21 protein-coding genes and 1 other RNA gene are annotated in these 20583 nt (G+C 38.5%); 14 read left to right on the plus strand and 8 right to left on the minus strand.

Annotated elements, in window-relative coordinates:
• Nucleotides 1–322: 322 nt before the first annotated feature.
• The 4 genes from AC2IP4_RS02310 to AC2IP4_RS02325 all read left to right on the plus strand — a co-directional run bounded on the left by AC2IP4_RS02310 (nt 323) and on the right by AC2IP4_RS02325 (nt 4603).
• Nucleotides 323–1756, plus strand: coding sequence for an alanine/glycine:cation symporter family protein (locus AC2IP4_RS02310; protein WP_375321168.1), 1434 nt, complete (start codon nt 323–325; stop codon nt 1754–1756).
• Nucleotides 1757–1869: 113 nt separating this feature from the next.
• Entirely contained in the window at nt 1870–2649 is a 780-nt protein-coding gene (gene yaaA / locus AC2IP4_RS02315) for a peroxide stress protein YaaA (RefSeq protein ID WP_486306732.1), read from the plus strand.
• A gap of 255 nt (nt 2650–2904) precedes the next feature.
• A complete protein-coding gene (mscS, locus tag AC2IP4_RS02320) occupies nt 2905–3765 on the plus strand; it encodes a small-conductance mechanosensitive channel MscS (protein ID WP_486306731.1) in 861 nt (286 codons plus the stop codon).
• Between the two features lie 142 nt (nt 3766–3907).
• Complete coding sequence (locus tag AC2IP4_RS02325) at nt 3908–4603, plus strand: oxidative stress defense protein (RefSeq protein ID WP_375321165.1); 696 nt, start codon at nt 3908–3910, stop codon at nt 4601–4603.
• Nucleotides 4604–4690: 87 nt separating this feature from the next.
• Here AC2IP4_RS02325 and serA read toward each other — a convergent pair whose 3' ends face one another.
• The 5 genes from serA to zapA all read right to left on the minus strand — a co-directional run bounded on the left by serA (nt 4691) and on the right by zapA (nt 8100).
• Entirely contained in the window at nt 4691–5920 is a 1230-nt protein-coding gene (gene serA / locus AC2IP4_RS02330) for a phosphoglycerate dehydrogenase (RefSeq protein WP_375321164.1), read from the minus strand.
• 202 nt (nt 5921–6122) lie between these two features.
• A complete protein-coding gene (rpiA, locus tag AC2IP4_RS02335) occupies nt 6123–6779 on the minus strand; it encodes a ribose-5-phosphate isomerase RpiA (protein WP_375321163.1) in 657 nt (218 codons plus the stop codon).
• Nucleotides 6780–6971: 192 nt separating this feature from the next.
• Complete coding sequence (locus AC2IP4_RS02340; RefSeq protein WP_375321162.1) at nt 6972–7553, minus strand: 5-formyltetrahydrofolate cyclo-ligase; 582 nt, start codon at nt 7551–7553, stop codon at nt 6972–6974.
• Between the two features lies 1 nt (nt 7554).
• A non-coding RNA gene (gene ssrS, locus AC2IP4_RS02345) (6S RNA) lies at nt 7555–7735 on the minus strand.
• 38 nt (nt 7736–7773) lie between these two features.
• Nucleotides 7774–8100: a cell division protein ZapA gene (gene zapA, locus AC2IP4_RS02350; protein WP_375322820.1), complete on the minus strand. Its 327-nt coding sequence runs from the start codon at nt 8098–8100 to the stop codon at nt 7774–7776.
• 252 nt (nt 8101–8352) lie between these two features.
• Between zapA and AC2IP4_RS02355 the strand changes: the two genes are divergently transcribed.
• From AC2IP4_RS02355 to AC2IP4_RS02365, 3 genes are read left to right on the plus strand one after another with little or no spacing between them, the layout of a single operon-like run.
• Complete coding sequence (locus tag AC2IP4_RS02355; RefSeq protein WP_486310523.1) at nt 8353–8922, plus strand: YecA/YgfB family protein; 570 nt, start codon at nt 8353–8355, stop codon at nt 8920–8922.
• Between the two features lie 14 nt (nt 8923–8936).
• Nucleotides 8937–10124 carry a 2-octaprenyl-6-methoxyphenyl hydroxylase gene (gene ubiH / locus AC2IP4_RS02360; RefSeq protein ID WP_375321160.1) on the plus strand — a complete coding sequence of 396 codons (1188 nt, stop codon included), beginning with the start codon at nt 8937–8939 and terminating at the stop codon, nt 10122–10124.
• A gap of 2 nt (nt 10125–10126) precedes the next feature.
• Entirely contained in the window at nt 10127–11338 is a 1212-nt protein-coding gene (locus AC2IP4_RS02365) for an FAD-dependent 2-octaprenylphenol hydroxylase (RefSeq protein WP_375321159.1), read from the plus strand.
• 72 nt (nt 11339–11410) lie between these two features.
• Here AC2IP4_RS02365 and AC2IP4_RS02370 read toward each other — a convergent pair whose 3' ends face one another.
• The gene (locus AC2IP4_RS02370) at nt 11411–11614 is read right to left on the minus strand and encodes a DUF1107 domain-containing protein (RefSeq protein WP_375321158.1); all 204 of its coding nucleotides are present in this window, start codon (nt 11612–11614) and stop codon (nt 11411–11413) included.
• A 539-nt stretch (nt 11615–12153) separates the two neighbouring features.
• Nucleotides 12154–13110, minus strand: coding sequence for a tRNA-modifying protein YgfZ (ygfZ, locus tag AC2IP4_RS02375; RefSeq protein WP_375321157.1), 957 nt, complete (start codon nt 13108–13110; stop codon nt 12154–12156).
• Nucleotides 13111–13291: 181 nt separating this feature from the next.
• Between ygfZ and AC2IP4_RS02380 the strand changes: the two genes are divergently transcribed.
• Nucleotides 13292–13552: an FAD assembly factor SdhE gene (locus tag AC2IP4_RS02380; protein WP_060991771.1), complete on the plus strand. Its 261-nt coding sequence runs from the start codon at nt 13292–13294 to the stop codon at nt 13550–13552.
• 70 nt (nt 13553–13622) lie between these two features.
• The gene (locus AC2IP4_RS02385; RefSeq protein WP_181044593.1) at nt 13623–13913 is read left to right on the plus strand and encodes a hypothetical protein; all 291 of its coding nucleotides are present in this window, start codon (nt 13623–13625) and stop codon (nt 13911–13913) included.
• 40 nt (nt 13914–13953) lie between these two features.
• Here the strand turns inward: AC2IP4_RS02385 and nadB are convergent, their stop codons facing one another.
• Nucleotides 13954–15573: an L-aspartate oxidase gene (gene nadB, locus AC2IP4_RS02390; RefSeq protein WP_375321156.1), complete on the minus strand. Its 1620-nt coding sequence runs from the start codon at nt 15571–15573 to the stop codon at nt 13954–13956.
• Nucleotides 15574–15890: 317 nt separating this feature from the next.
• On the opposite strand from nadB, the gene rpoE reads away from it, so the two are divergent.
• The 5 genes from rpoE to lepA all read left to right on the plus strand — a co-directional run bounded on the left by rpoE (nt 15891) and on the right by lepA (nt 20471).
• Nucleotides 15891–16469, plus strand: a complete 579-nt coding sequence (rpoE, locus tag AC2IP4_RS02395) for an RNA polymerase sigma factor RpoE (RefSeq protein ID WP_061003248.1) — start codon at nt 15891–15893, stop codon at nt 16467–16469.
• A 30-nt stretch (nt 16470–16499) separates the two neighbouring features.
• Nucleotides 16500–17120 (plus strand): RseA family anti-sigma factor, encoded by a 621-nt coding sequence (locus AC2IP4_RS02400; RefSeq protein WP_375321155.1) that lies wholly within the window; start codon nt 16500–16502, stop codon nt 17118–17120.
• Nucleotides 17120–18097, plus strand: a complete 978-nt coding sequence (gene rseB, locus AC2IP4_RS02405; RefSeq protein WP_375321154.1) for a sigma-E factor regulatory protein RseB — start codon at nt 17120–17122, stop codon at nt 18095–18097. The genes AC2IP4_RS02400 and rseB overlap by 1 nt, the downstream gene beginning before the upstream one ends.
• A 5-nt stretch (nt 18098–18102) precedes the next feature.
• On the plus strand, nt 18103–18588 hold the full coding sequence (locus tag AC2IP4_RS02410) for a SoxR reducing system RseC family protein (RefSeq protein ID WP_375321153.1): 486 nt from the start codon (nt 18103–18105) through the stop codon (nt 18586–18588).
• A gap of 89 nt (nt 18589–18677) precedes the next feature.
• On the plus strand, nt 18678–20471 hold the full coding sequence (lepA, locus tag AC2IP4_RS02415) for a translation elongation factor 4 (RefSeq protein ID WP_105055407.1): 1794 nt from the start codon (nt 18678–18680) through the stop codon (nt 20469–20471).
• The last annotated feature ends 112 nt before the right edge of the window (nt 20472–20583 follow it).

Consider the following 20583-nt stretch of genomic DNA (forward strand, 5'->3'; position numbering starts at 1 on the left):
TGCACTTATATTACGGTTTGGATGTTATCGTTGTGCTGTTTTATTGTTGTTATTATGAGGTGAGATTCTAGTTTTGTAGACAAAATGTCATTAGCGGAGTCTCTGTTTTCTATTGATTTTTTAGTAAATACTGAGCATCATTCAGCTCGCTAATCTTACTAGGTGAGTAAATATTTACATTTACTGCAAATAAATGAATAGAGTTGCAATAAAAAAGATAACTCAAGCATTCCTGAATAAATAATAGAAAATGAATACAAGATTAGTAGGGACACTTAGTAAAACTAAGTGTAGGAAATATTAGTGTAACGGAGAGGGAAAAGTGACAAGTCTTATTAATTTACTGAATGACTTATTATGGGGTTCAGTACTTGTATATCTACTGGTTGCCATTGGTATCTATTTCACTATTCGATTAGGTTTTATTCAATTCCGCCATTTTGGTCATATGTTTTCGGTATTGAAGAACAGTAGAAAATCAGATCCATCGGGTATTTCATCATTCCAAGCATTATGTACGAGTCTTGCTGCTCGTGTTGGCACAGGTAACATGGCTGGTGTCGCAGTAGCGTTAACTGCTGGTGGTCCTGGTGCTATCTTTTGGATGTGGTTGATTGCCATGTTAGGCATGGCAACGTCTTTTGCAGAAAGTACGTTAGCTCAATTATATAAAACTAGAGATGATGAAGGTAATTATCGTGGAGGTCCAGCCTATTATATGGAGAAGGGGTTGGGAATGCGCTGGATGGGTGTATTGTTCTCTGTCTTTTTGATTATTGCTTTTGGTTTAGTTTTCAATGCAGTTCAAGCCAACTCTATTGTTGGAGCAATGCAAACGGCATTTGGTTGGGAACCTCTTTATGTCGGTATCGCGATTGTTATTATTTCAGCAATTGTTATTTTTGGTGGTTTTAGAACCATTGCTCGTACTGCTGAGATTATAGTGCCAGTGATGGCATTAGCTTACCTAGCAATTGCCATGTTCATTATGATCACGAATATTGAAAAGTTACCAGGTGTGATTACTTTAATCTTTAAGAGTGCTTTTGGTCTTCAAGAGGCAGCTGCAGGTGGTTTAGGCTATGCAATTGCACAAGCGATGATTAATGGTATTAAGCGTGGCTTGTTTTCTAACGAAGCAGGTATGGGCTCAGCACCCAATGCTGCAGCATCAGCTACACCATATCCACCACACCCAGCATCACAAGGTTATGTCCAAATGCTAGGTGTTTTTATGGATACGATTGTAATTTGTTCTGCAACTGTGGCTATTATTTTGATGTCTGGTGAATATGTACCTCATGGTGAGGTGACAGGTATTGAATTAACTCAACTTGCGTTAACAAGCCAAGTTGGTGATTGGGGCGGTATTTTTGTTGCTGTCGCTATTTTCTTTTTTGCTTTTACTTCTATTATCGCAAATTATTCTTATGCAGAGACAAACCTTATATTCTTAGAGCATAACCATAAGGCTGGGATTGGTATTTTCCGTATTGTTGTATTGGGTATGGTAATGTTTGGAGCACTATCTTCGCTACCAACGGTATGGGCTCTTGCTGACGTATCTATGGGGTTAATGGCGATAGTTAATTTAATCGCTATCTCTTTATTATCAGGTACGGTTATTAAGCTTGCAAAAGATTATAATAAACAGCTAAGTGAAGGTAAGGTCCCTACATTCGATAGTAAAGATTATCCAGAATTACATTCTCAACTTGAAGAAGGTATTTGGGATAATGTCAAAGAGCAAAAATGATCATTGCTTTTACCCATTAAATAAATAGATAAAGCCACGCAACCTAGCGTGGCTTTTTTTTATCTTAATCGTTACTATCTTTATATATAAAAATATACAGGGATATCTTGCTCATGCTTATCGTCGTTTCTCCAGCGAAAACTCTTGATTATGAAACACCATTGCCAATAGATACGTTTACTCAACCTGATTTTATTTCAGATTCTGCTGAGTTAATTAAGGTATGTAAGACCTTAACACCTCTTGATATCTCTAAATTAATGAAAGTCAGCGATAAGATCGCAAGTTTAAATGCGGTTCGTTTTGAAGAGTGGTCAACGATGTTTACTCATGATAATGCACGTCAGGCTCTTTATGCTTTTAAAGGTGATGTTTACACCGGATTAGATGCAAATAGCTTAACGAATAGCGATATCGAATATGCTCAAACACACTTACGCATCCTTTCTGGATTATATGGCCTTTTAAAACCATTGGATTTAATGCAGCCTTATCGGTTAGAAATGGGGACAAAGTTAGCGAACAAGCGTGGAACAAACTTGTATCAGTTTTGGGGGAGTGCGATTACACAAAAATTGAATCACGTTATTACTGAGCAAGGAGAGGATGTATTGATTAATCTTGCATCTAATGAATATTTTAAAGCCGTTAAAACAAAAGAATTATCAGCTAAAATTATTACGCCCATTTTTAAAGATTGTAAAAATGGGCAGTATAAAATTATTAGTTTTTATGCCAAAAAAGCCAGAGGTTTGATGGCTCGCTTTATTATTGAAAATAGAATTTCAACAATAGAAGAGCTAAAAAGCTTTACGGTGGATGGATACTATTTTGTTGATACTGAATCATCAGATAGTGAGCTTATCTTCAAAAGAGAAGAACAGAAGAAATAACCGTACTTGATGGATAAAATGTATTTTTAATGTAATTAAAATGTATCGATAATTGTTTGATCTGATAGTATGAGATAGGTTATTGTAATTAGTATTCTTTTTCTTTTCTTACCAGAGAGAATTTAATTAAATAAATAGATTTTAAAAAGGATTTTAGATCAAACTGACACTGGCGGTGTTAGAATTGGTATAAATCGTCAACATAATGGCAATCATCTCAATTTATACTGAGAATAACTATAAAGGACAAATCAAATGGCAGATCAAGGCGCAGTAACTGATTTAGCTACTACTGGAGTAGCAAATTTAGAAACTTGGCTAACAGATAATTCAGAGTTATTTATTACTTATGGTGTAAATATTATTTCAGCATTAGCAATTCTTTTTATCGGTAATATTATCGTTAAGAAAATTGCAAACGGTGTTGGCAAAGCTCTTGAGAAAAAGAAAATGGACAAAGCGGTTGTTAACTTTGTTCATACACTAGTTCGTTACCTTCTATTTATTATCGTATTAATTGCAGCGCTAGGTAAAGTCGGCGTTCAAACTGCTTCTGTAGTTGCTGTTATTGGTGCAGCTGGTTTAGCTGTTGGTCTCGCTCTTCAAGGTTCATTATCAAACTTTGCGGCAGGTGTATTAATTGTAGCATTCCGTCCATTCAAATCTGGCGATTATGTTGAGATTGGTGGTGTTGCTGGTTCTGTTGAATCAATTCAAATCTTCCAAACTGTTTTAACAACACCAGATAATAAAATGGTAGTAGTACCAAACGGTGGTGTTATTGGCAGCCCTATTACAAACTACTCTCGTCATGCGACTCGTCGTGTTGATCATGTAATCGGTGTTTCTTATAGTGCAGATCTTAAGAAAACGAAAGAAGTTATCACTAAGGTTCTTGAGTCTGACGAACGAGTACTGAAAACACCAGCACCGACAGTAGGTGTTGTTGCTCTTGCGGATTCATCTGTAAACTTTGTTGTGCGCCCTTGGTGTAAAACTGACCAATATTGGGACGTTTACTTTGATACGCTTCAAGCGATTAAAGAAGGTCTGGATAACGAAGGTATTGAGATCCCATTTCCACAAATGGATGTTCACTTAAATAAAGTCGATTAAGTTTTATTTAAATCAAAACAATAAATGCTGCCTTAGGGTAGCATTTTTTTTACCTGGTTCTTTGAGGTTATAGGGGCCAGAAAGGGAATCATTTACGTCAATTATGGTCATAACAATATAATGTTATCTTGAGAAAATAAAAATGAAAAAAATTATAACTGCACTGTGTTTATCTGCCTGTTTCTCTCCTGTCGCTTTAGCATCATCACCTGATTTTCCTCATATAGAAGTTTCAGGGAAAGGTGAAGTTTTTGTTGTGCCTGATATGGCTCAGTTTTCTGTTGACGTTATTGAAAATAAAGCAACAGCAGAAAAAGCGAAGCAAGCTGCAGATAAGGCTGTTACTGGTTTTCTTGCTCGCTTAGAGATTCAAGGGGTTAAGCGTGAAAATATTAACAGTGGAAATATTCGTTTAACGCCTGAATATCGTTATCCAAAAGGGCAAAAACCAGAGCTTGTAGGCTACAAGGCGATACGCAATATAACCGTAACTGTATTAGATTTAAATAAATTGAATGGCTACCTAGATAAAGCGTTAGGCGATGGAATTAACCGTATTAATCATATTGAATTAAAAACAAGTAAAGAAAAAGAATATATTGAGGCTGCACGTTTAGAGGCCATTAAAGATGCTAACGATAAAGCAGCATCATTAGCGAAAGGTTTTGGTACAGCAATAAAAGGTGTTTGGAAAGTCTCTTATCATAATAACTATAGCCAACCTGTTTTAATGAAAAGTATGAGAATGGAGGCGGCGTCAGATATCTCAGAAAGCTACCAAGATAACCAAATGGTTATTACTGATTCTGTGTCTGTCGTATATCGTCTTAAAGATTAACCTCTAAAAGAAATTGAATGTAAAAATGGGTTACCCGTAAAGGTAACCCATTTTTTATTTTGACTGTGGGATTAAAGCGTATAAATCTTAGTGGAGAATACGCGCTCGAATTGTACCGTCAATCGCTTTAAGCTGAACAAGTGCTTCTTCTGAACGAGCCGTTTCCACATCAATGACAACATAACCCATCTCTGCCGATGTTTGTAGGTACTGGGCTGCAATGTTAATCCCTTCATCTGCAAAAATGGTGTTAATTTTAGTTAAGATACCAGGGCGGTTTTCATGAATATGTAATAGGCGAGAGGTATCGGTATGTAGTGGAAGAGATACTTCAGGGAAATTAACTGATGATAAGGTTGAGCCGTTATCTGAGTACTTAGTTAATTTACCAGCCACTTCTACCCCAATGTTTTCTTGAGCTTCTTGCGTTGAGCCACCAACATGAGGTGTCAGGATGACGTTATCAAATTTTTGTAATGGAGATTCAAATGGGTCTGCATTCGTTTTTGGTTCAACAGGGAATACATCTACAGCAGCACCACCTAAATGACCAGATTCAAGCGCATCACAAAGATCTTGAATTTTAACGACAGTACCACGAGCTGCGTTGATGAAGATTGAACCTGGCTTCATACGAGCAAATTCATCAGCTCCCATCATATCTTTTGTACCCGCTGTTTCTGGCACATGAAGGGAGATAACATCACACTTATTTAATAATTCACTCATGGTTTGAATTTGAGTTGCATTGCCTAATGAAAGCTTGCTTTCGATATCGTAGTAGTAAACACGCATACCAAGGTTTTCAGCTAAAATACCTAACTGTGTACCGATATGTCCATAACCTATAATACCCAAACGTTTGCCTCTTGCTTCAAAAGAAGCGTCCGCACTTTTTTTCCAGATACCACGGTGAGCTTGGGCATTTTTTTCTGGAATACCACGAAGTAATAATAGAATTTGCCCTAAAACTAATTCAGCAACACTACGGGTGTTCGAGAAAGGGGCATTAAACACAGGAATACCGCGCTTTGCTGCTGCTGTTAAGTTAACTTGGTTAGTGCCAATACAGAAACAGCCCACAGCCACTAATTTATTAGCAGCATCAAACACTTCTTGAGTCAGTTGAGTACGCGAACGCAAGCCGATGAAGTGAACATCTTTTACTGCTTCAAGTAACTCTTCTTCTGATAGTGAGCCTTTATGGTATTCAATGTTGGTGTAGCCGTCAGCTTGAAAGACTTCAACACAAGATGGATGCAATCCTTCTAAAAGAAGAATTTTAATTTTTTCTTTTTCCAGAGATACTTTTGCCATGGCGTTCTTATCCTTAAAAACAAAATCAATAGTGATTGATGGGAAGTGATTATTTATTGATGATTATAAAGTATCAAAAAATAACCAGTTTGGGTAAGAAAATTACGGAATAGTTAATAAAAAACGGCACTAATGAGTACCGTTTGTAATCAAATGACATTTTATCCCTTAGACTTAAGGGATAAGAAGTGCGCTTATTGGATTAAACGAACTTTTTTACACCGTCAGGAGAGCCGACTAATAGTGCATCTGCACCACGATGAGCAAATAAGCCAACCGTTACTACACCAGGAAGTGCATTGATTTTATCTTCAAGCTCTTTTGCGTTAGTAATTTTCATATTGTGAACATCTAAAATAACGTTACCGTTATCCGTTGTTACACCATGGCGGTATTCAGGATCGCCACCGAGTTTAACTAGCTCGCGAGCGACGTAAGAGCGAGCCATTGGAATAACTTCAACAGGAAGAGGGAATTGGCCTAATACTTCCACTTGTTTTGTATCATCAACAATACAAATGAATTTTTCAGAGATAGCTGCAACGACTTTTTCACGAGTAAGTGCAGCGCCGCCGCCTTTAATCATTTCATTTTTACCGTTGATTTCATCTGCGCCATCGACATAAACATCCAGACCAGCAACATCATTACAATCAAATACTTCAATACCCAATTCTTTTAGTTTTTCAGTTGATGCTACAGAGCTTGATACTGCGCCTTTGATCTTACCCTTCATGGTCGCAAGTGCGTCGATGAAATGATTTACTGTTGATCCTGTACCTACACCAACAATACTGCCCGGTTTTACGTATTCTAACGCTGCCCAACCAGCTGCTTTTTTCATCTCGTCTTGAGTCATGACCTTCTCCTAGAAATAATAGAGTTCAAATAAAACGGCTCGATTATAACGTACCGATTTTTCTTCGTCAGAAAAAATAAGTTAATAAACGAGAAAAAATAGGATTAATGCAAACGTTTTCTTTTTGATGCCGCAGAAAGATGACTAACGTTTCAATTTGGTTGGTAATTTATAGTTACGTGTTACTTGGTTCTACCAATACCATGTTTGATTCGGAGTAATAATTCGAGGTAGTGGTATATCCCAAGATTCGATGGGTAATAACTTAACTTGTTGACAAGTGTGGGCAATACCAAGTGGCATTGGGCCTGTTTGAGAATGATGCCAATTAACTAGAGTGCGATCGTAATAACCGCCTCCCATACCTAATCGATTACCTGTTTGATCAAAAGCGACAAGGGGCGTAATGATGATATCAAGTTCATTAACGGGAACGACTTGATTTTTGTCTAATTTTGGCTCAGGGATCTGGTATTTATTTAGGAGCAGTTGGGTATTTGGATTGTATTGAAGAAAAAGTAGATGCCCTTTACTAAAAGGGTGAATAACAGGCAAAGAAACGGATTTACCTTGTTGCCAAAACCATTTGATCAATAGTGATGTGTCGATTTCACCATCTACAGATAGATAAACAGCGATAGATTTTGCGTTTTGAATATAAGGATCGTTAGCGCATTGCAAGACAAGGTCTTCAGCGGCTTGAGTTTGTTCTTGAGGAGATAAAGCGTTGCGATTCTGGCGAATCAATTGTCGAATGTGTCGACGAGATGTCATGGAATACCCCAAAGTGCCGTAGTGGTCGTAGCCCTTGAACCCTAGGTTCAAGGCGGATCAGTAACATTTACCGTAGGCTTCTCAGTACAAGCCGAGCATGCTCAATAGTAAATAAATACTAACCCTAATTTGTGCTTATCGGCTCAGGGACATAGATCCGCCTACAAACACTCCAGGGTAAATTTAATTCTTTTGCTATCCTTAGCCCTTAGCGACAGCTCTATTCTGCCGTATTTTCTTCTATTTGGCTAGGCTTTACGGTAGAAATTGCAGCTTCTAGTGCGCTAGCAAGCTGCCCCATTCGCTCATAAACATCAGATGAATGTTGGCTTGCTTCTTTCTTCGCCATATGTAGTTCATAGCAGATATTTAACGATGTAATAGTTAATAATTGCTCAGTATTGGTTACCTTAGTTCGTTCAGATAATTCATTTACTCTATTATCTAAATCTTTTGCTGCTTCTTTCAACGCAGCTTCTTGACCAGCAGGGCAGTTAACCTTGATGGCTCGTCCTAAGATTTGGACTTGCACGGCTTGGCTTGTCATCAATACATTACTCATCGTTAAACTAGAAGAATACACCGATTTAAAAATACATCAGTGATAAGTGATGAAACTATAAGAAATGCGTGAATAAGATTCAAGTATTTCCCCTCTCTTTGTTGATGGTGGTTAACTATATTCTTAATAAAACAACAATCTGATGAAAAGATACCCAATTGCGAGAGATCGTGAGTTTTCTGAAAATGCGCAAAGTGGTAGCATGGTGGCACTATTCATAAAATCAGAGACCACTCCATGAGCGTAATTAAAATGCCAACCTTCCTGACCGTAGAGTCAGCTTTAAAAGACAGTGGATTAGCAGTAACTCCAGCAGAGTTACATGGTTTGCTTGTGGGGATGATAAGCGGTGGTTTACCACTAGACGATAAAACGTGGAAACCCCTTATTTTTGATTACACAAATGATGGAATGGGATGGCCAGATAGTGCCCTTCAAGTGGGAAGCGCGATTTTCCAATGCACCGTTGAGGAACTGAGTACAGATAACTTTGCTTTGGATATGCTTATCCCTGATGAAACTGAAACGTTAATGAACCGAGCTGATGGATTAAGCGAATGGGTTAATCACTTTATTTCTGGATTGGGTTTGGTGGAATTAAAATTAGATAAAGCGTCTGAATCACTAAAAGAAGCATTATTAGATTTAGAGGAAATAGCTCGTTTAGGGATTGATGAAGAAGATGCTCTTGAAGAACAAGAAAATTTATTTGAACAAGTGGTTGAACATACTCGTATTTGTGTACTTACTATCCATGCTGAATTAGGCCAAAAAGTATACAGCGAAGCATCTAAAACAGTGCATTAATAATAGGTAACGCTATGACACATTATGATGTAGTGATCGTGGGTGGGGCCATGTCAGGTGCCACTTTAGCGTTGGCGCTAGAAAAAATGAATCAAGATACATTATCTATTGCCGTGATAGAGGCAGTAGAGCCTAAGTTGGATCAACACCCTGGCTATGATTCAAGAAGTATTGCATTATCTAGTGGGACGTCTCAATTATTACAAGATATTGATCTTTGGTCTGGTATTGACTCATTTTCGACGCCCATTAATCATATTCATGTGTCAGATCGACATCATATGGGGCTTACCGAATTAACCTCTAAAGAGCTGAATGTTGATGCTCTAGGTTATGTGGTTGAGTTAGCTGATGTTGGTCGTTTTTATCATCAAAAGCTAATGAACTCTCATAATATAGAGCTGCTTTGCCCTGCTTCTGTTATTGATATAAAACGTGATATCTCGTTATCAACACTAACGCTATCGACGGGAGAAGTCATTTCAACTTCTCTCATTGTGGCGGCTGATGGGGCAGAATCAAAGACTTGTAACATAATGAATATTGAAAGTGAGAATGATGACTTTCAACAAGTTGCGATTATTGCGAATGTAACGACAAACATCCACCCTCAAGGTAAAGCATTTGAACGCTTTACTGAGCATGGGCCATTAGCTTTGCTTCCTATGTCTCAGGGGCGAAGTTCATTAGTGTGGTGCGTGAGCCCTGAAGAATCACAACAGATACTCGCATATGATGATGACGCTTTTTTAGAGCACCTGCAGCGTGCTTTTGGGTGGCGTTTAGGGCAGTTTATTAAAACAGGTAAACGAGCGCATTATCCATTATGGTTACATCGCCAGAAACAATACATCTCTCATCGTTTTGCTGCCATTGGTAATGCAGCACAAACATTGCACCCAATTGCAGGACAAGGCTTTAATTTGGGAATTCGAGATGTATTTTCCTTAGCTGAATGCCTTACTAAAGCGCATCGTTCAGGCGGTGATATTGGCGAATATCGCGTACTTTCTGAATATCAAAAACGACGCCAACCAGATCAAATACAGACAATTACAATGACAGCAGGATTAGTTTCTATTTTCGCAAATAACTCATTTCCAATGATTATTGGAAGAAATCTAAGTTTGCGTGCTGTTGATACGTTCCGTTCTTTTTTAAAGCCCCTGACATTACGAGCAATGGGCAGAGTGAATAGATAATTATGATGCAAAGTGTAGATGTTGCAATTATTGGTGGTGGCATGGTCGGTTTGACGCTGGCTGCGGCATTAGAAAAAAGTGGATTAAGAGTTGCGGTAATCGAAAGTAAATTGCCTGAGACTCAGTTAGATAATTTTCCTGATGTTCGTGTTTCAGCAATTAGCCGAGCCAGTGAGCATATTCTTGATAATGTTGGTGCGTGGCAGAGCATTACTTCTCGTCGCGCTGCGTCATATACATCAATGAAAGTGTGGGAGCAAGACAGTTTCGCTCATATTGATTTTGAAGCAGAACAAATTGCACAGCGTAATCTAGGGCATATTGTTGAAAATCGCGTTATTCAATTATCATTACTTGAAACAATAGAGAAGCAAGATAATGTGACTCTACTTGCCCCAGAGTGTTGCAGTAAAATTCTATTTGGTGAAAGTGAAGCTTGGATCAATTTAGAGTCGGGTAAGGCCATTACCGCTAAGTTAGTGGTTGGTGCTGATGGAGCTAATTCATGGTTACGCCAACAGCTTGATATTCCATTGACTCACTGGGATTACGGACATAGCGCGCTTGTGGCAAATATTAGAACTGTTGAGCCGCACAATAAAACCGCACGTCAAATATTTAGACCTGAAGGGCCATTAGCATTCCTTCCTTTAGGTGAAAGTGATTTAAGTTCAATAGTATGGTCATTAGATCCTCTTCATGCCGAAGATTTAGTTTCAATGCCAAAAGAAGAGTTTAATAAGCAATTAACCGCAGCCTTTGATAATCAACTTGGTTTGTGTGAGGTTGAAGGGGAGCGCCAAGCTTTTCCTTTGAAAATGCGTTACGCAAAAGATTTTGTAAAAGAGCGTGTTGTATTAGTCGGTGATGCTGCTCATACAATTCATCCATTAGCTGGACAAGGGGTAAATTTAGGATTAGCTGATGCAGCTGCGTTAGCTGAAACGATTATAGAGTTACACCTAGAAGGTAAAGATATTGGTTTGAAGACTAACTTGAGGCCTTTTGAGCGTTGGAGAAAAGCAGAAGCTGCACAGATGATCGCTTCAATGCAAGGGTTTAAAACGTTGTTTTCAGGCTCCAATCCGATTAAAAAATTGGTTAGAGGGATTGGAATGTCTCTTGCTAATGAAGTAACTCCAGTAAAAGATGAGTGCTTAAAAAGAGCGTTAGGTTTATCTGGTCGATTGCCTAAAATGGCAACGAAAAAGTAATTTTTAGAGCATAAGATATAAAAAAGGTAGCCTAAGCTACCTTTTTTATTTGTATCGATTTTACATATGAGTCTAATAAGAAAGTCTTAATCGAGCTACTTCCAAGTTAATCTCTTTTATCATTCTATATTGTTCACGTTCGGCTTGAGAAGGGACAACTAGTTTCCCCGCTTCAAATCTAAACTCACCAATACCATGAATATGAATCTTTCCGTTAAACAGTCGACTAATATGCTTAGCAATCATACCTGGGGCATAGTGCTTAAAAAATCGCATCACATTATCCTTTAGTGATTAATACTATAAAAGCATTTCCTTTATACCTATTATGCTAATAAATGAATTTTAATTAGCATTATCGATATTACTTTCAGAGCTATTATAAAACAGAAAAGGTGACGGTAGTGTTACAAAAGTAGGATAGAGTGATGAAAGTATTATTTTGGGTGTTTTTATATTCTTAACTTTGATCTTTATTCGATATTAAATAGTATTTTGATGGTGAGTTTAGGCTGAGATAAAAAAAAGCCCGAAATAAATTCGGGCAAACAGTCACAGATGCATTTCCAATATATATAGGTATATTGGAGTAAATTGTTTGGAGTTAAACAATTTATGCGTTCTTTCGTAAGAAAAGAACATAATTAAGATAGCCAACAAACTACCAAGTTGCTACTTATTCATAATAAATAAATAACAATTCATTTTTTTTGCGTTTAATTGTGAGTTTAAGATCAACTTTAAAATGTAATGATGTAAATTGATCCTATTCTCGACACAATTAATACTAACTATCTACAGACTGTTGATTGGTTTTATTCGTCATCAAGTGAATAAGGAAGGGGCTGCTTTTCCCAGATTGACTCTTGAAGTTTAAATTGAGAGTCCTCATCAAGATCATTTGGCAGGATAGCTAGCGCAAGCGTATCACCTTCAGCAAAACGGAAAGCTGATACGATAACGCCACCTTTACGCCAATTATCTCCTACACTTCGCTCAATAGCGTCTCCTGCTATTGGTGTTTTTTCTGAGTGACCTGACAGTAAATACATTGCTCGCTTATTAATGCCACGGTACTTTGCACGTGCTACTGTTTCTTGGCCTGTATAACACCCTTTTTTAAAACTAATACCATCAAGAGCCTGTAGGTTCAGTGCTTGAGGGATATGTTCATTACTTAATGAAGAATCAAGTTGAGGGAAAGCTTGCTGTAGCTGGTAAAGAGTCCACAATTCTTCGTCGCATAATGTCGCTTCAGTTACAGAAGAAAGTAGCTCTTCTTTTTGAGTTATAGTGGTCACAAGTAACCATTGCAAAGCTCCGATTTTTGCAAAAGTACCAAATGCAGAGGCACGTACATTTTCTTGTGAGTCGGTATTATTATTAATCCAGGTCTGGGCTTCTTCTCCTGTAAAACCAAGTAATATTTCATCACTAATCGCGATCTCTACTTTAGAGAATACTGAGTATTTTTTTATTTCAGTAAGTTCAGTTTCTACAGAGCTTCTGCGTTGAAATAAAGCATAGCCTTCATTGTGGTGGAAAAGATGGAATATGCTCCATAACTTGCCTTTTGCATCACAATGTCCACCAAAAGTAATTTCATTTTGAGCTAAAGCAACCACATCACAGGTTACTTGACCATGTAAGTACGATTTTTTATCGTTACCAACCATAGTAATTAACGCCCAATCATTCAGTTCAGAAATCGCAAAGCTTGGAAGTGTGTCGTCTTTTTTTATTGATAACGCTGGGAATAGAGTGCTCATCATAAAATTCTTATTTGGTTAGATTATTTCCTTTATAGTAAATGCCTACATTTTAAATGTCAGTAAAAAGAAACAAGTAGTTTTATGTCTCATCTTCTTCATCTTGTGACTTTAGATCATGGTTGTCATAGAGAGAGACTGATAAACTCAGGCCAGTTATTTCTATTTTTATCTAGGGGACAGTATGTACAGTGTCGAAGAAAAAGCACGAGTCAAGTGGGCTTGCCGTCGTGGGATGCTGGAATTAGATGTGGTAATAATGCCATTTTTTGATGAATGTTTTGAAGAGCTTACCGAAGCTGAACAGCAAGGTTTTGTTTCTTTATTAGAATGTGATGATCCTGATTTGTTTACTTGGATCATGGGTCATGGCCGAAGTGATAACCTTGCTCACGCTGCAATTATAGATAAGATTGTTGAGCATAACCTCAGTAAACTCCGTTAAGGTAACCCTTAACTTTTCTAATGTCGCCTATCTTACTTTGCATGGTTGTTATCTGTGCGCTGGGTGGGCGATGTTATTGTTAGATATTATTCCATTCCCTTTATTGCCTTACCTTTTCTATTATAGTTGCGAACATCTTACTCTTATTTATCATTCTCTTTTAGAGTTGCAAGGTACATATACATTTACCGATAAAGAATCTGATGACCACCGTGATTGGGTTGTTATTAGGGTGTTTTGGTTAAGTCGATGTTTGAGTGTTATTTACGCGAAAAATGCGTATGCGGGTCATTATTTTTATCTGTTTAGCGATGCAATAGATACAAAAAAGCACCATCAATTAATGGTGCTTTTAAGGTAATTAAACAATAGCTAGTGTTTATATTGTTTATTCAAATACTCTATTTAAAGTCTTTTGGCACTAAAATCGTAGGGCCTGATTCTTCTAAAGCTTCTGGATAATCTAGAGTGTAATGAAGACCACAACTTTCTTTACGCTCCATCGCACAACGAACCATCAATTCAGAGACGTCTAATAAATTACGTAATTCAATTAAGTTATTAGATACACGGAAGTTACTATAATAATCGTGTGTTTCTTGCTTCAGTAGTTGAATACGGCGAAGTGCTCGCTCTAGACGCTTGTCTGTACGAACTATTCCCATGTAATCCCACATAAATAAGCGTAATTCATGCCAGTTATGCTGAATTACCACTTCTTCATCCGAGCATTCAACTTGGCTTTCATCCCATGCTGGTAATGACGGTGGTAGTTCTCGATTTTCCATGTCTTTGATGATGTATTCAGCAGCAGACCAGGCATAAACAACGCACTCTAACAATGAATTTGATGCTAATCGGTTGGCTCCGTGAAGACCTGTGTAACTTACTTCCCCAATCGCAAATAAGCCATCAATATCCGTTTGGCCTTGTTTATCAACCATGACACCGCCACAAGTATAATGGGCTGCAGGAACAATTGGGATAGGCTCTTTTGTCATATCGATACCAAATGAAAGCAGTTTTTCATTAATAGTAGGGAAATGGTGATGAATAAAATCGACTGGCTTGTGGCTGATGTCTAAATACATGCAGTCAGCGCCTAAACGTTTCATCTCAAAGTCGATTGCGCGCGCTACAACATCACGAGGAGCTAATTCACCACGCTCATCAAAATCAGGCATAAAGCGAGTACCGTCAGGGCGACGTAAATAAGCGCCTTCACCACGTAATGCTTCTGTCATTAAGAAGTTACGAGCGTCTGGATGGAATAAGCAAGTCGGGTGGAACTGATTAAATTCTAAATTTGCAACTCGACAACCTGCACGCCATGCCATTGCTATGCCATCACCTGAAGATACGTCAGGATTAGAGGTATATTGGTAAACCTTAGAAGCCCCACCTGTGGCTAAAATAACAAATTTAGCGCGAACGGTTTCAACATGTTCGGCATCACGGTTCCAAATATAGGCACCAACGACTTTATCTGCATCACCGCCAATTTTATCTTCAGTGATTAAATCAAGTGCATTATGGCGCTCAAAGATAGAGATATTAGGGTGATTCACAACATTATCTTGTAGCGAGGTTTGCATCGCTTTACCCGTTGCATCTGCAGCATGCAGAATACGACGATGGCTATGGCCGCCTTCACGAGTTAAATGAAATTTAGGATCTGAGATGTCGATTTCTTTTTCATCATCATGATCAAAAGGAACACCACCATCGATTAACCATTGAACGCAATGCTTTGCATTTTCAGCAATGAAGGTAACTACGTCTTTATCGCAGATGTGTGCGCCAGCGACAAGAGTGTCATCAACATGAGATTCAACCGTATCGCTTTCATCAAATACGGCAGCAATGCCCCCTTGAGCGTAATAGGTCGAGCCTTCATTACGAGGCCCTTTACTTAAAACGATCACCTTTCCATGTGGTGCGACTCTAAGTGCAAGTGAAAGACCAGCAGCACCACTACCTATGACTAAAACGTCACAACTGTGTTCATTGGTTATGTTCATATATTCATCATTATCCTGTGATTATCCGAGTATTTTACCAGAATCTATGAGATTGCGTCATATTTTGAGGTGGAATCTTAAATATCAAGAATAAAAAATAGAAAATAGGCCATAAAAAACCGTATAGAAGTCTTAAAGTTAATCATGGAACTATTAAATTGATAAAAAAATGTAATAATAAAGGAACTTTCTAGATATTAGAAACTCATACATAGTGCTCAAGTTAATTGTGATATAGCTAAATTTAAGTGATTAGCTATTGCGTAATGTAAACTTAATGCGCATCTAAGAAGAATAACATGGGAGTACCCGCTCCAATGAGTGAGCAGTTAACAGATCAGGTTTTAATTGAGCGTGTTCAGCGTGGTGATAAGCAAGCGTTTAATCATTTGGTGATTAAGTACCAAAATAAAGTATGCAACCTTGTTGCTCGTTACGTGAAAAATAGTGGTGATGTGCCAGATGTGGCGCAAGAGGCGTTTATTAAAGCGTATCGTGCGTTACCAACCTTTCGAGGGGACAGTGCATTTTACACTTGGTTGTATCGTATAGCAGTAAATACAGCTAAGAACTATCTTGTCGCCCAAGGACGTAGACCGCCAGCATCGGATGTTGATGCTGAAGAAGCCGAATATTATGACGGCGATAGTGCATTAAAAGAGATCACTAATCCAGAAAACTTATCATTGACGGAAGAATTACGACAAATTGTATTTTCGACAATTGATGGTTTACCTGAAGATTTAAAAACAGCAATTACGTTACGAGAACTAGAAGGTTTAAGTTATGAAGAAATTGCTGCTGTAATGGAGTGTCCGGTTGGTACGGTTCGTTCTCGTATCTTCCGAGCTCGTGAAGTTGTTGAGAAAAAGATCCAACCGCTAGTGCAGCGTTAATTATTTTCCAACGGTCAAACGGTGAAGACAATGACTGATAAAGAACAAATTTCTGCGTTTATTGATAATGAAGAGATGGACAATGCGTTCATTGAATCGTTATCGCAACCTGAAAATGCAGAAGCCTGGAAAAATTACCATTTAATTGGTGATGTAATGAGAGGGGATGCACCTGCTAGCAATGAATGGAATATTGCAGCAAATGTCGCACTTGCTCTTGAAGATGAATTCATTCATCAAATGAATGGTAATGTGACGAATTTCATGCCTTCACAACCAACACCTAGTGAAGCAAAGAAGACATTACCAAGTTGGATGACACAATTTAGCCAAGTAGCGATGGCTGCCTGTTTTTCTTTAGTTGTTATTGTTGGTGTTCAACAATATAACGGTGCTGACTCTGGTGTGATTCCTGCTACTAGTGGTGATATACAAGTTCTAGATACCATTCCCTTTAGTGGAACGGCTGAACCAGTGAGCTTAACGCGTGATTCTTTAGTTAAGAAAACATCAACAGAAACTGATGTAATGGAACAGCGCAAACGCATCAATGCGATGCTGCAAGATTATGAATTGCAACTTCGTTTGAATGCTCACGATGGTTCGATTGATCGCAATCTATTAGAGACAAATACACTATTGGCAGAATAATGAAACGTATCCTGATCAGCTTTATTGCCTTGGTCAGCTTCCTCCCAATATTAGCCTCAGCCGAAGATGCACCTTCTGCTGAGGCTTTGTTGCATCAAATGGGAGAGGCAAGCCACAAGTTAAACTATGAGCTTTCCTATATTAGAGTTAAGCAAAATAGCATAGAACCATTTATGTATCGTCACTCTCATTCAGACAAAATGACCCTTTCTCATCTTGTTTATTTGAGTGGTTCTATGAGGGAAGTTATCCGTAGGAATGATGAAATTACCTATTTAGAGCAAGGTAATAAACCTTTTACGATTAAGTCTGAAGCGATTGTTGCTCCAGTTATTCCTTTGTTACATAAAGACGTTGCTTTACTAAAGGAATATTATGATTTTGTCTCAATGGGTAGAGCGAGAGAAGCAGGGGCACCGGCTCAGGTTGTTCGTATTGTTTCACGAGATGGCAATCGTTATTCCTACATTGTCTGGATTGATGAACGCAGTAAATTACCATTACGAACTGACTTAGTGAGTCGTGAAGGGGATATTATTGAACAGTATCGCGTTATTTCATATACGGTGAATGAGCAAATAGCAGAGTATATGAAGCAACGTTTGGGTGATGCTGAATTACCTAAAGTACTGCCTCTTCCTGCTGTGACCGAAGAGAAGTCTGCATGGGAGGTAAACTGGCTTCCTAATGGATTTAAAGATGTTCATTTTAATCGCTATCGCTTAGCAATGAATCAACGTTCAGTTGAGAGTAATATGTATTCTGATGGCTTATTTAATTTTTCTGTCTATATTTCTGAGGCCGATAAGTTAAGTAATAAAGAGCAGTCAATCCGTCAAGGCAGACGTTCACTCTACAGCTATATTCAGGGTGATTATGAAATTAGCGTTGTTGGTGATATTCCACCATTAACGGCAAAGCGCATTGCAGAGTCTGTGGTATTTAACATGCCAGTACTAAAAAGTGAGAGTAAGTAGCGCTTATGATGACAGCACTAGCAACGGTACTTGATATTCAAGACGATATAGTCGTGGTTGGTTGCCAACAAAAAAGCAGCTGTAACCATTGCTCATCGAAAGATTCATGCGGCACAGGTATCGTTTCTAAGGTACTTCCGGGAAAAGTTCATCACTGGGCTTTTCATACGGATAAAAAATTGACAGTAGGGCAAATGGTTGAAATTGGATTGCCAGAAAAAAATTTACTGCAATCTGCCGCAATTGTTTATTTAGTACCTCTGTTTTTTCTTTTGTTCGGCGCGTTGTTTTCAGAATGGTTAATCTCTCCATTAATTGGAATGGGAGAAGCCACTACCATTATGATTTCTGGACTCTCAGCATGGGGAGGGTATTTTTTTGCAAAACGTCTTTCTCATCGTATTGAACAGAACACAGAACAACAAGTTAGCCTAGTCCGAGTCCTTGGTGAGCCCATTTCTGACACTATCTCAGTAAATGCTGCAGGATAAGATAGCGACTTGCGAGGAAATTGGGTAGAATCCCATTACTTGATCTCACGATCCAATCCCATTAACTAATTGAGTTTGTCACGTCATTCATGAAGCATATTCGTAATTTTTCTATTATTGCCCATATCGATCACGGTAAATCAACACTATCTGACCGCCTAATCCAAGTTTGTGGTGGCCTGTCAGACCGTGAAATGGCCGCACAAGTTCTTGATTCAATGGATCTAGAACGTGAACGTGGTATTACTATTAAAGCCCAGAGTGTAACTCTAGACTATACGGCAAAAGATGGTGAAACCTATCAACTAAACTTCATCGATACTCCTGGACATGTTGACTTCTCATACGAAGTATCGCGTTCACTTGCTGCTTGTGAAGGCGCATTATTGGTAGTCGATGCAGGCCAAGGCGTTGAAGCTCAAACGCTAGCAAACTGTTATACAGCAATCGAAATGGACCTAGAAGTAGTGCCAATCTTAAATAAGATTGATTTACCTGCTGCTGATCCAGAGCGTGTTGCAGAAGAAATTGAAGAAATTGTAGGCATTGACGCGATGGAAGCAACGCGTTGTTCTGCAAAAACAGGTTTAGGCGTTGATGAAGTTCTTGAAACTATCGTTAAGTCAATTCCAGCACCAGAAGGTGATCCTGAAGGCCCAACACAGGCCCTAATTATTGACTCATGGTTTGATAATTACTTAGGTGTTGTTTCTTTAGTTCGAGTTAAACACGGCTCACTAAAGAAAAATGACAAAATCAAAGTAATGAGTACAGGCCAAGTTTGGGGTATTGATCGTATTGGTATCTTTACGCCAAAACAAATTGATACTGATGGACTAAATACCGGTGAAGTTGGCTGGGTGGTTTGTGGCATTAAAGACATCCTAGGCGCACCAGTAGGTGATACGCTAACACACGCTAAAGGCGGGTGTGAAGAACGCCTACCGGGTTTCCAAAAAGTGAAACCACAGGTATATGCAGGTCTGTTCCCTGTTTCTTCTGATGATTATGAAAACTTCCGTGATGCACTAGGTAAATTAAGTCTAAATGATGCGTCGCTTTTCTATGAACCAGAAAGCTCAGCAGCACTTGGTTTTGGTTTCCGTTGTGGCTTCCTTGGAATGCTTCACATGGAGATTATCCAAGAACGTCTAGAGCGTGAGTACGATCTGGATCTAATCACAACAGCACCAACGGTTGTTTATGAAGTTGTTTTGAATAACGGTGATTTACTGTACGTAGATAGTCCATCAAAATTACCAGCAGTAAACGACTTAGAAGAAATTCGTGAACCTATCGCTCGTTGTAATATCCTAGTTCCAGCTGAGTACTTAGGTAATGTAATCACACTGTGTGTTGAAAAACGTGGTGTTCAAGTTGATATGGTATATCACGGCAATCAAGTTGCATTGACCTATGATGTTCCTATGTCTGAAGTAGTCTTAGATTTCTTTGACCGCTTGAAGTCGACCTCTCGTGGTTATGCATCACTTGATTATAATTTCCAACGCTATGAAGTATCTAACATGGTGCGTGTAGATGTATTGATCAATGGTGATAGAGTTGACGCATTAGCGATCATTACTCACCATGAAAATGCACAAAGCCGTGGCCGTTTGTTGGTTGAGAAGATGAAAGAATTCATCCCTCGTCAAATGTTTGATATTGCTATTCAAGCTGCGATTGGTGCTCATATTATTGCGCGTTCAACAGTTAAGCAATTACGTAAAAACGTAATCGCAAAATGTTACGGTGGCGATATCAGCCGTAAGAAGAAGCTGTTGAAGAAGCAAAAAGAAGGTAAGAAACGTATGAAGCAGATTGGTAATGTTGAATTACCTCAAGAAGCTTTCCTTGCGATTCTTCATGTAGGTAAAGATTAATTTACAACACCTGATGCTTCAGAGTGAAGTAAACTAAGCTTTATTACAGCTCAAAGAAAGCGATGATCAATGGTCTTCGCTTTCTTTGTTATTGCAACACTTAACTTAAGGG

This window comes from Aliivibrio thorii (assembly GCF_057368585.1).

What these genes read in the sequence shown, in the direction of transcription:
- ygfZ (WP_375321157.1), bottom strand. Translation starts at nt 13,110, where the DNA reads ATGATGAGCACTCTATTCCCAGCGTTATCAATAAAAAAAGACGACACA.
- AC2IP4_RS02365 (WP_375321159.1), top strand. Translation starts at nt 10,127, where the DNA reads ATGATGCAAAGTGTAGATGTTGCAATTATTGGTGGTGGCATGGTCGGT.
- lepA (WP_105055407.1), top strand. Translation starts at nt 18,678, where the DNA reads ATGAAGCATATTCGTAATTTTTCTATTATTGCCCATATCGATCACGGT.
- serA (WP_375321164.1), bottom strand. Translation starts at nt 5,920, where the DNA reads ATGGCAAAAGTATCTCTGGAAAAAGAAAAAATTAAAATTCTTCTTTTA.
- AC2IP4_RS02340 (WP_375321162.1), bottom strand. Translation starts at nt 7,553, where the DNA reads ATGACATCTCGTCGACACATTCGACAATTGATTCGCCAGAATCGCAAC.
- rseB (WP_375321154.1), top strand. Translation starts at nt 17,120, where the DNA reads ATGAAACGTATCCTGATCAGCTTTATTGCCTTGGTCAGCTTCCTCCCA.
- AC2IP4_RS02355 (WP_486310523.1), top strand. Translation starts at nt 8,353, where the DNA reads ATGAGCGTAATTAAAATGCCAACCTTCCTGACCGTAGAGTCAGCTTTA.
- AC2IP4_RS02325 (WP_375321165.1), top strand. Translation starts at nt 3,908, where the DNA reads ATGAAAAAAATTATAACTGCACTGTGTTTATCTGCCTGTTTCTCTCCT.
- yaaA (WP_486306732.1), top strand. Translation starts at nt 1,870, where the DNA reads ATGCTTATCGTCGTTTCTCCAGCGAAAACTCTTGATTATGAAACACCA.
- mscS (WP_486306731.1), top strand. Translation starts at nt 2,905, where the DNA reads ATGGCAGATCAAGGCGCAGTAACTGATTTAGCTACTACTGGAGTAGCA.
- rpoE (WP_061003248.1), top strand. Translation starts at nt 15,891, where the DNA reads ATGAGTGAGCAGTTAACAGATCAGGTTTTAATTGAGCGTGTTCAGCGT.
- nadB (WP_375321156.1), bottom strand. Translation starts at nt 15,573, where the DNA reads ATGAACATAACCAATGAACACAGTTGTGACGTTTTAGTCATAGGTAGT.
- AC2IP4_RS02380 (WP_060991771.1), top strand. Translation starts at nt 13,292, where the DNA reads ATGTACAGTGTCGAAGAAAAAGCACGAGTCAAGTGGGCTTGCCGTCGT.
- zapA (WP_375322820.1), bottom strand. Translation starts at nt 8,100, where the DNA reads ATGACAAGCCAAGCCGTGCAAGTCCAAATCTTAGGACGAGCCATCAAG.
- AC2IP4_RS02400 (WP_375321155.1), top strand. Translation starts at nt 16,500, where the DNA reads ATGACTGATAAAGAACAAATTTCTGCGTTTATTGATAATGAAGAGATG.
- ubiH (WP_375321160.1), top strand. Translation starts at nt 8,937, where the DNA reads ATGACACATTATGATGTAGTGATCGTGGGTGGGGCCATGTCAGGTGCC.
- rpiA (WP_375321163.1), bottom strand. Translation starts at nt 6,779, where the DNA reads ATGACTCAAGACGAGATGAAAAAAGCAGCTGGTTGGGCAGCGTTAGAA.
- AC2IP4_RS02385 (WP_181044593.1), top strand. Translation starts at nt 13,623, where the DNA reads ATGTTATTGTTAGATATTATTCCATTCCCTTTATTGCCTTACCTTTTC.
- AC2IP4_RS02370 (WP_375321158.1), bottom strand. Translation starts at nt 11,614, where the DNA reads ATGCGATTTTTTAAGCACTATGCCCCAGGTATGATTGCTAAGCATATT.
- AC2IP4_RS02410 (WP_375321153.1), top strand. Translation starts at nt 18,103, where the DNA reads ATGATGACAGCACTAGCAACGGTACTTGATATTCAAGACGATATAGTC.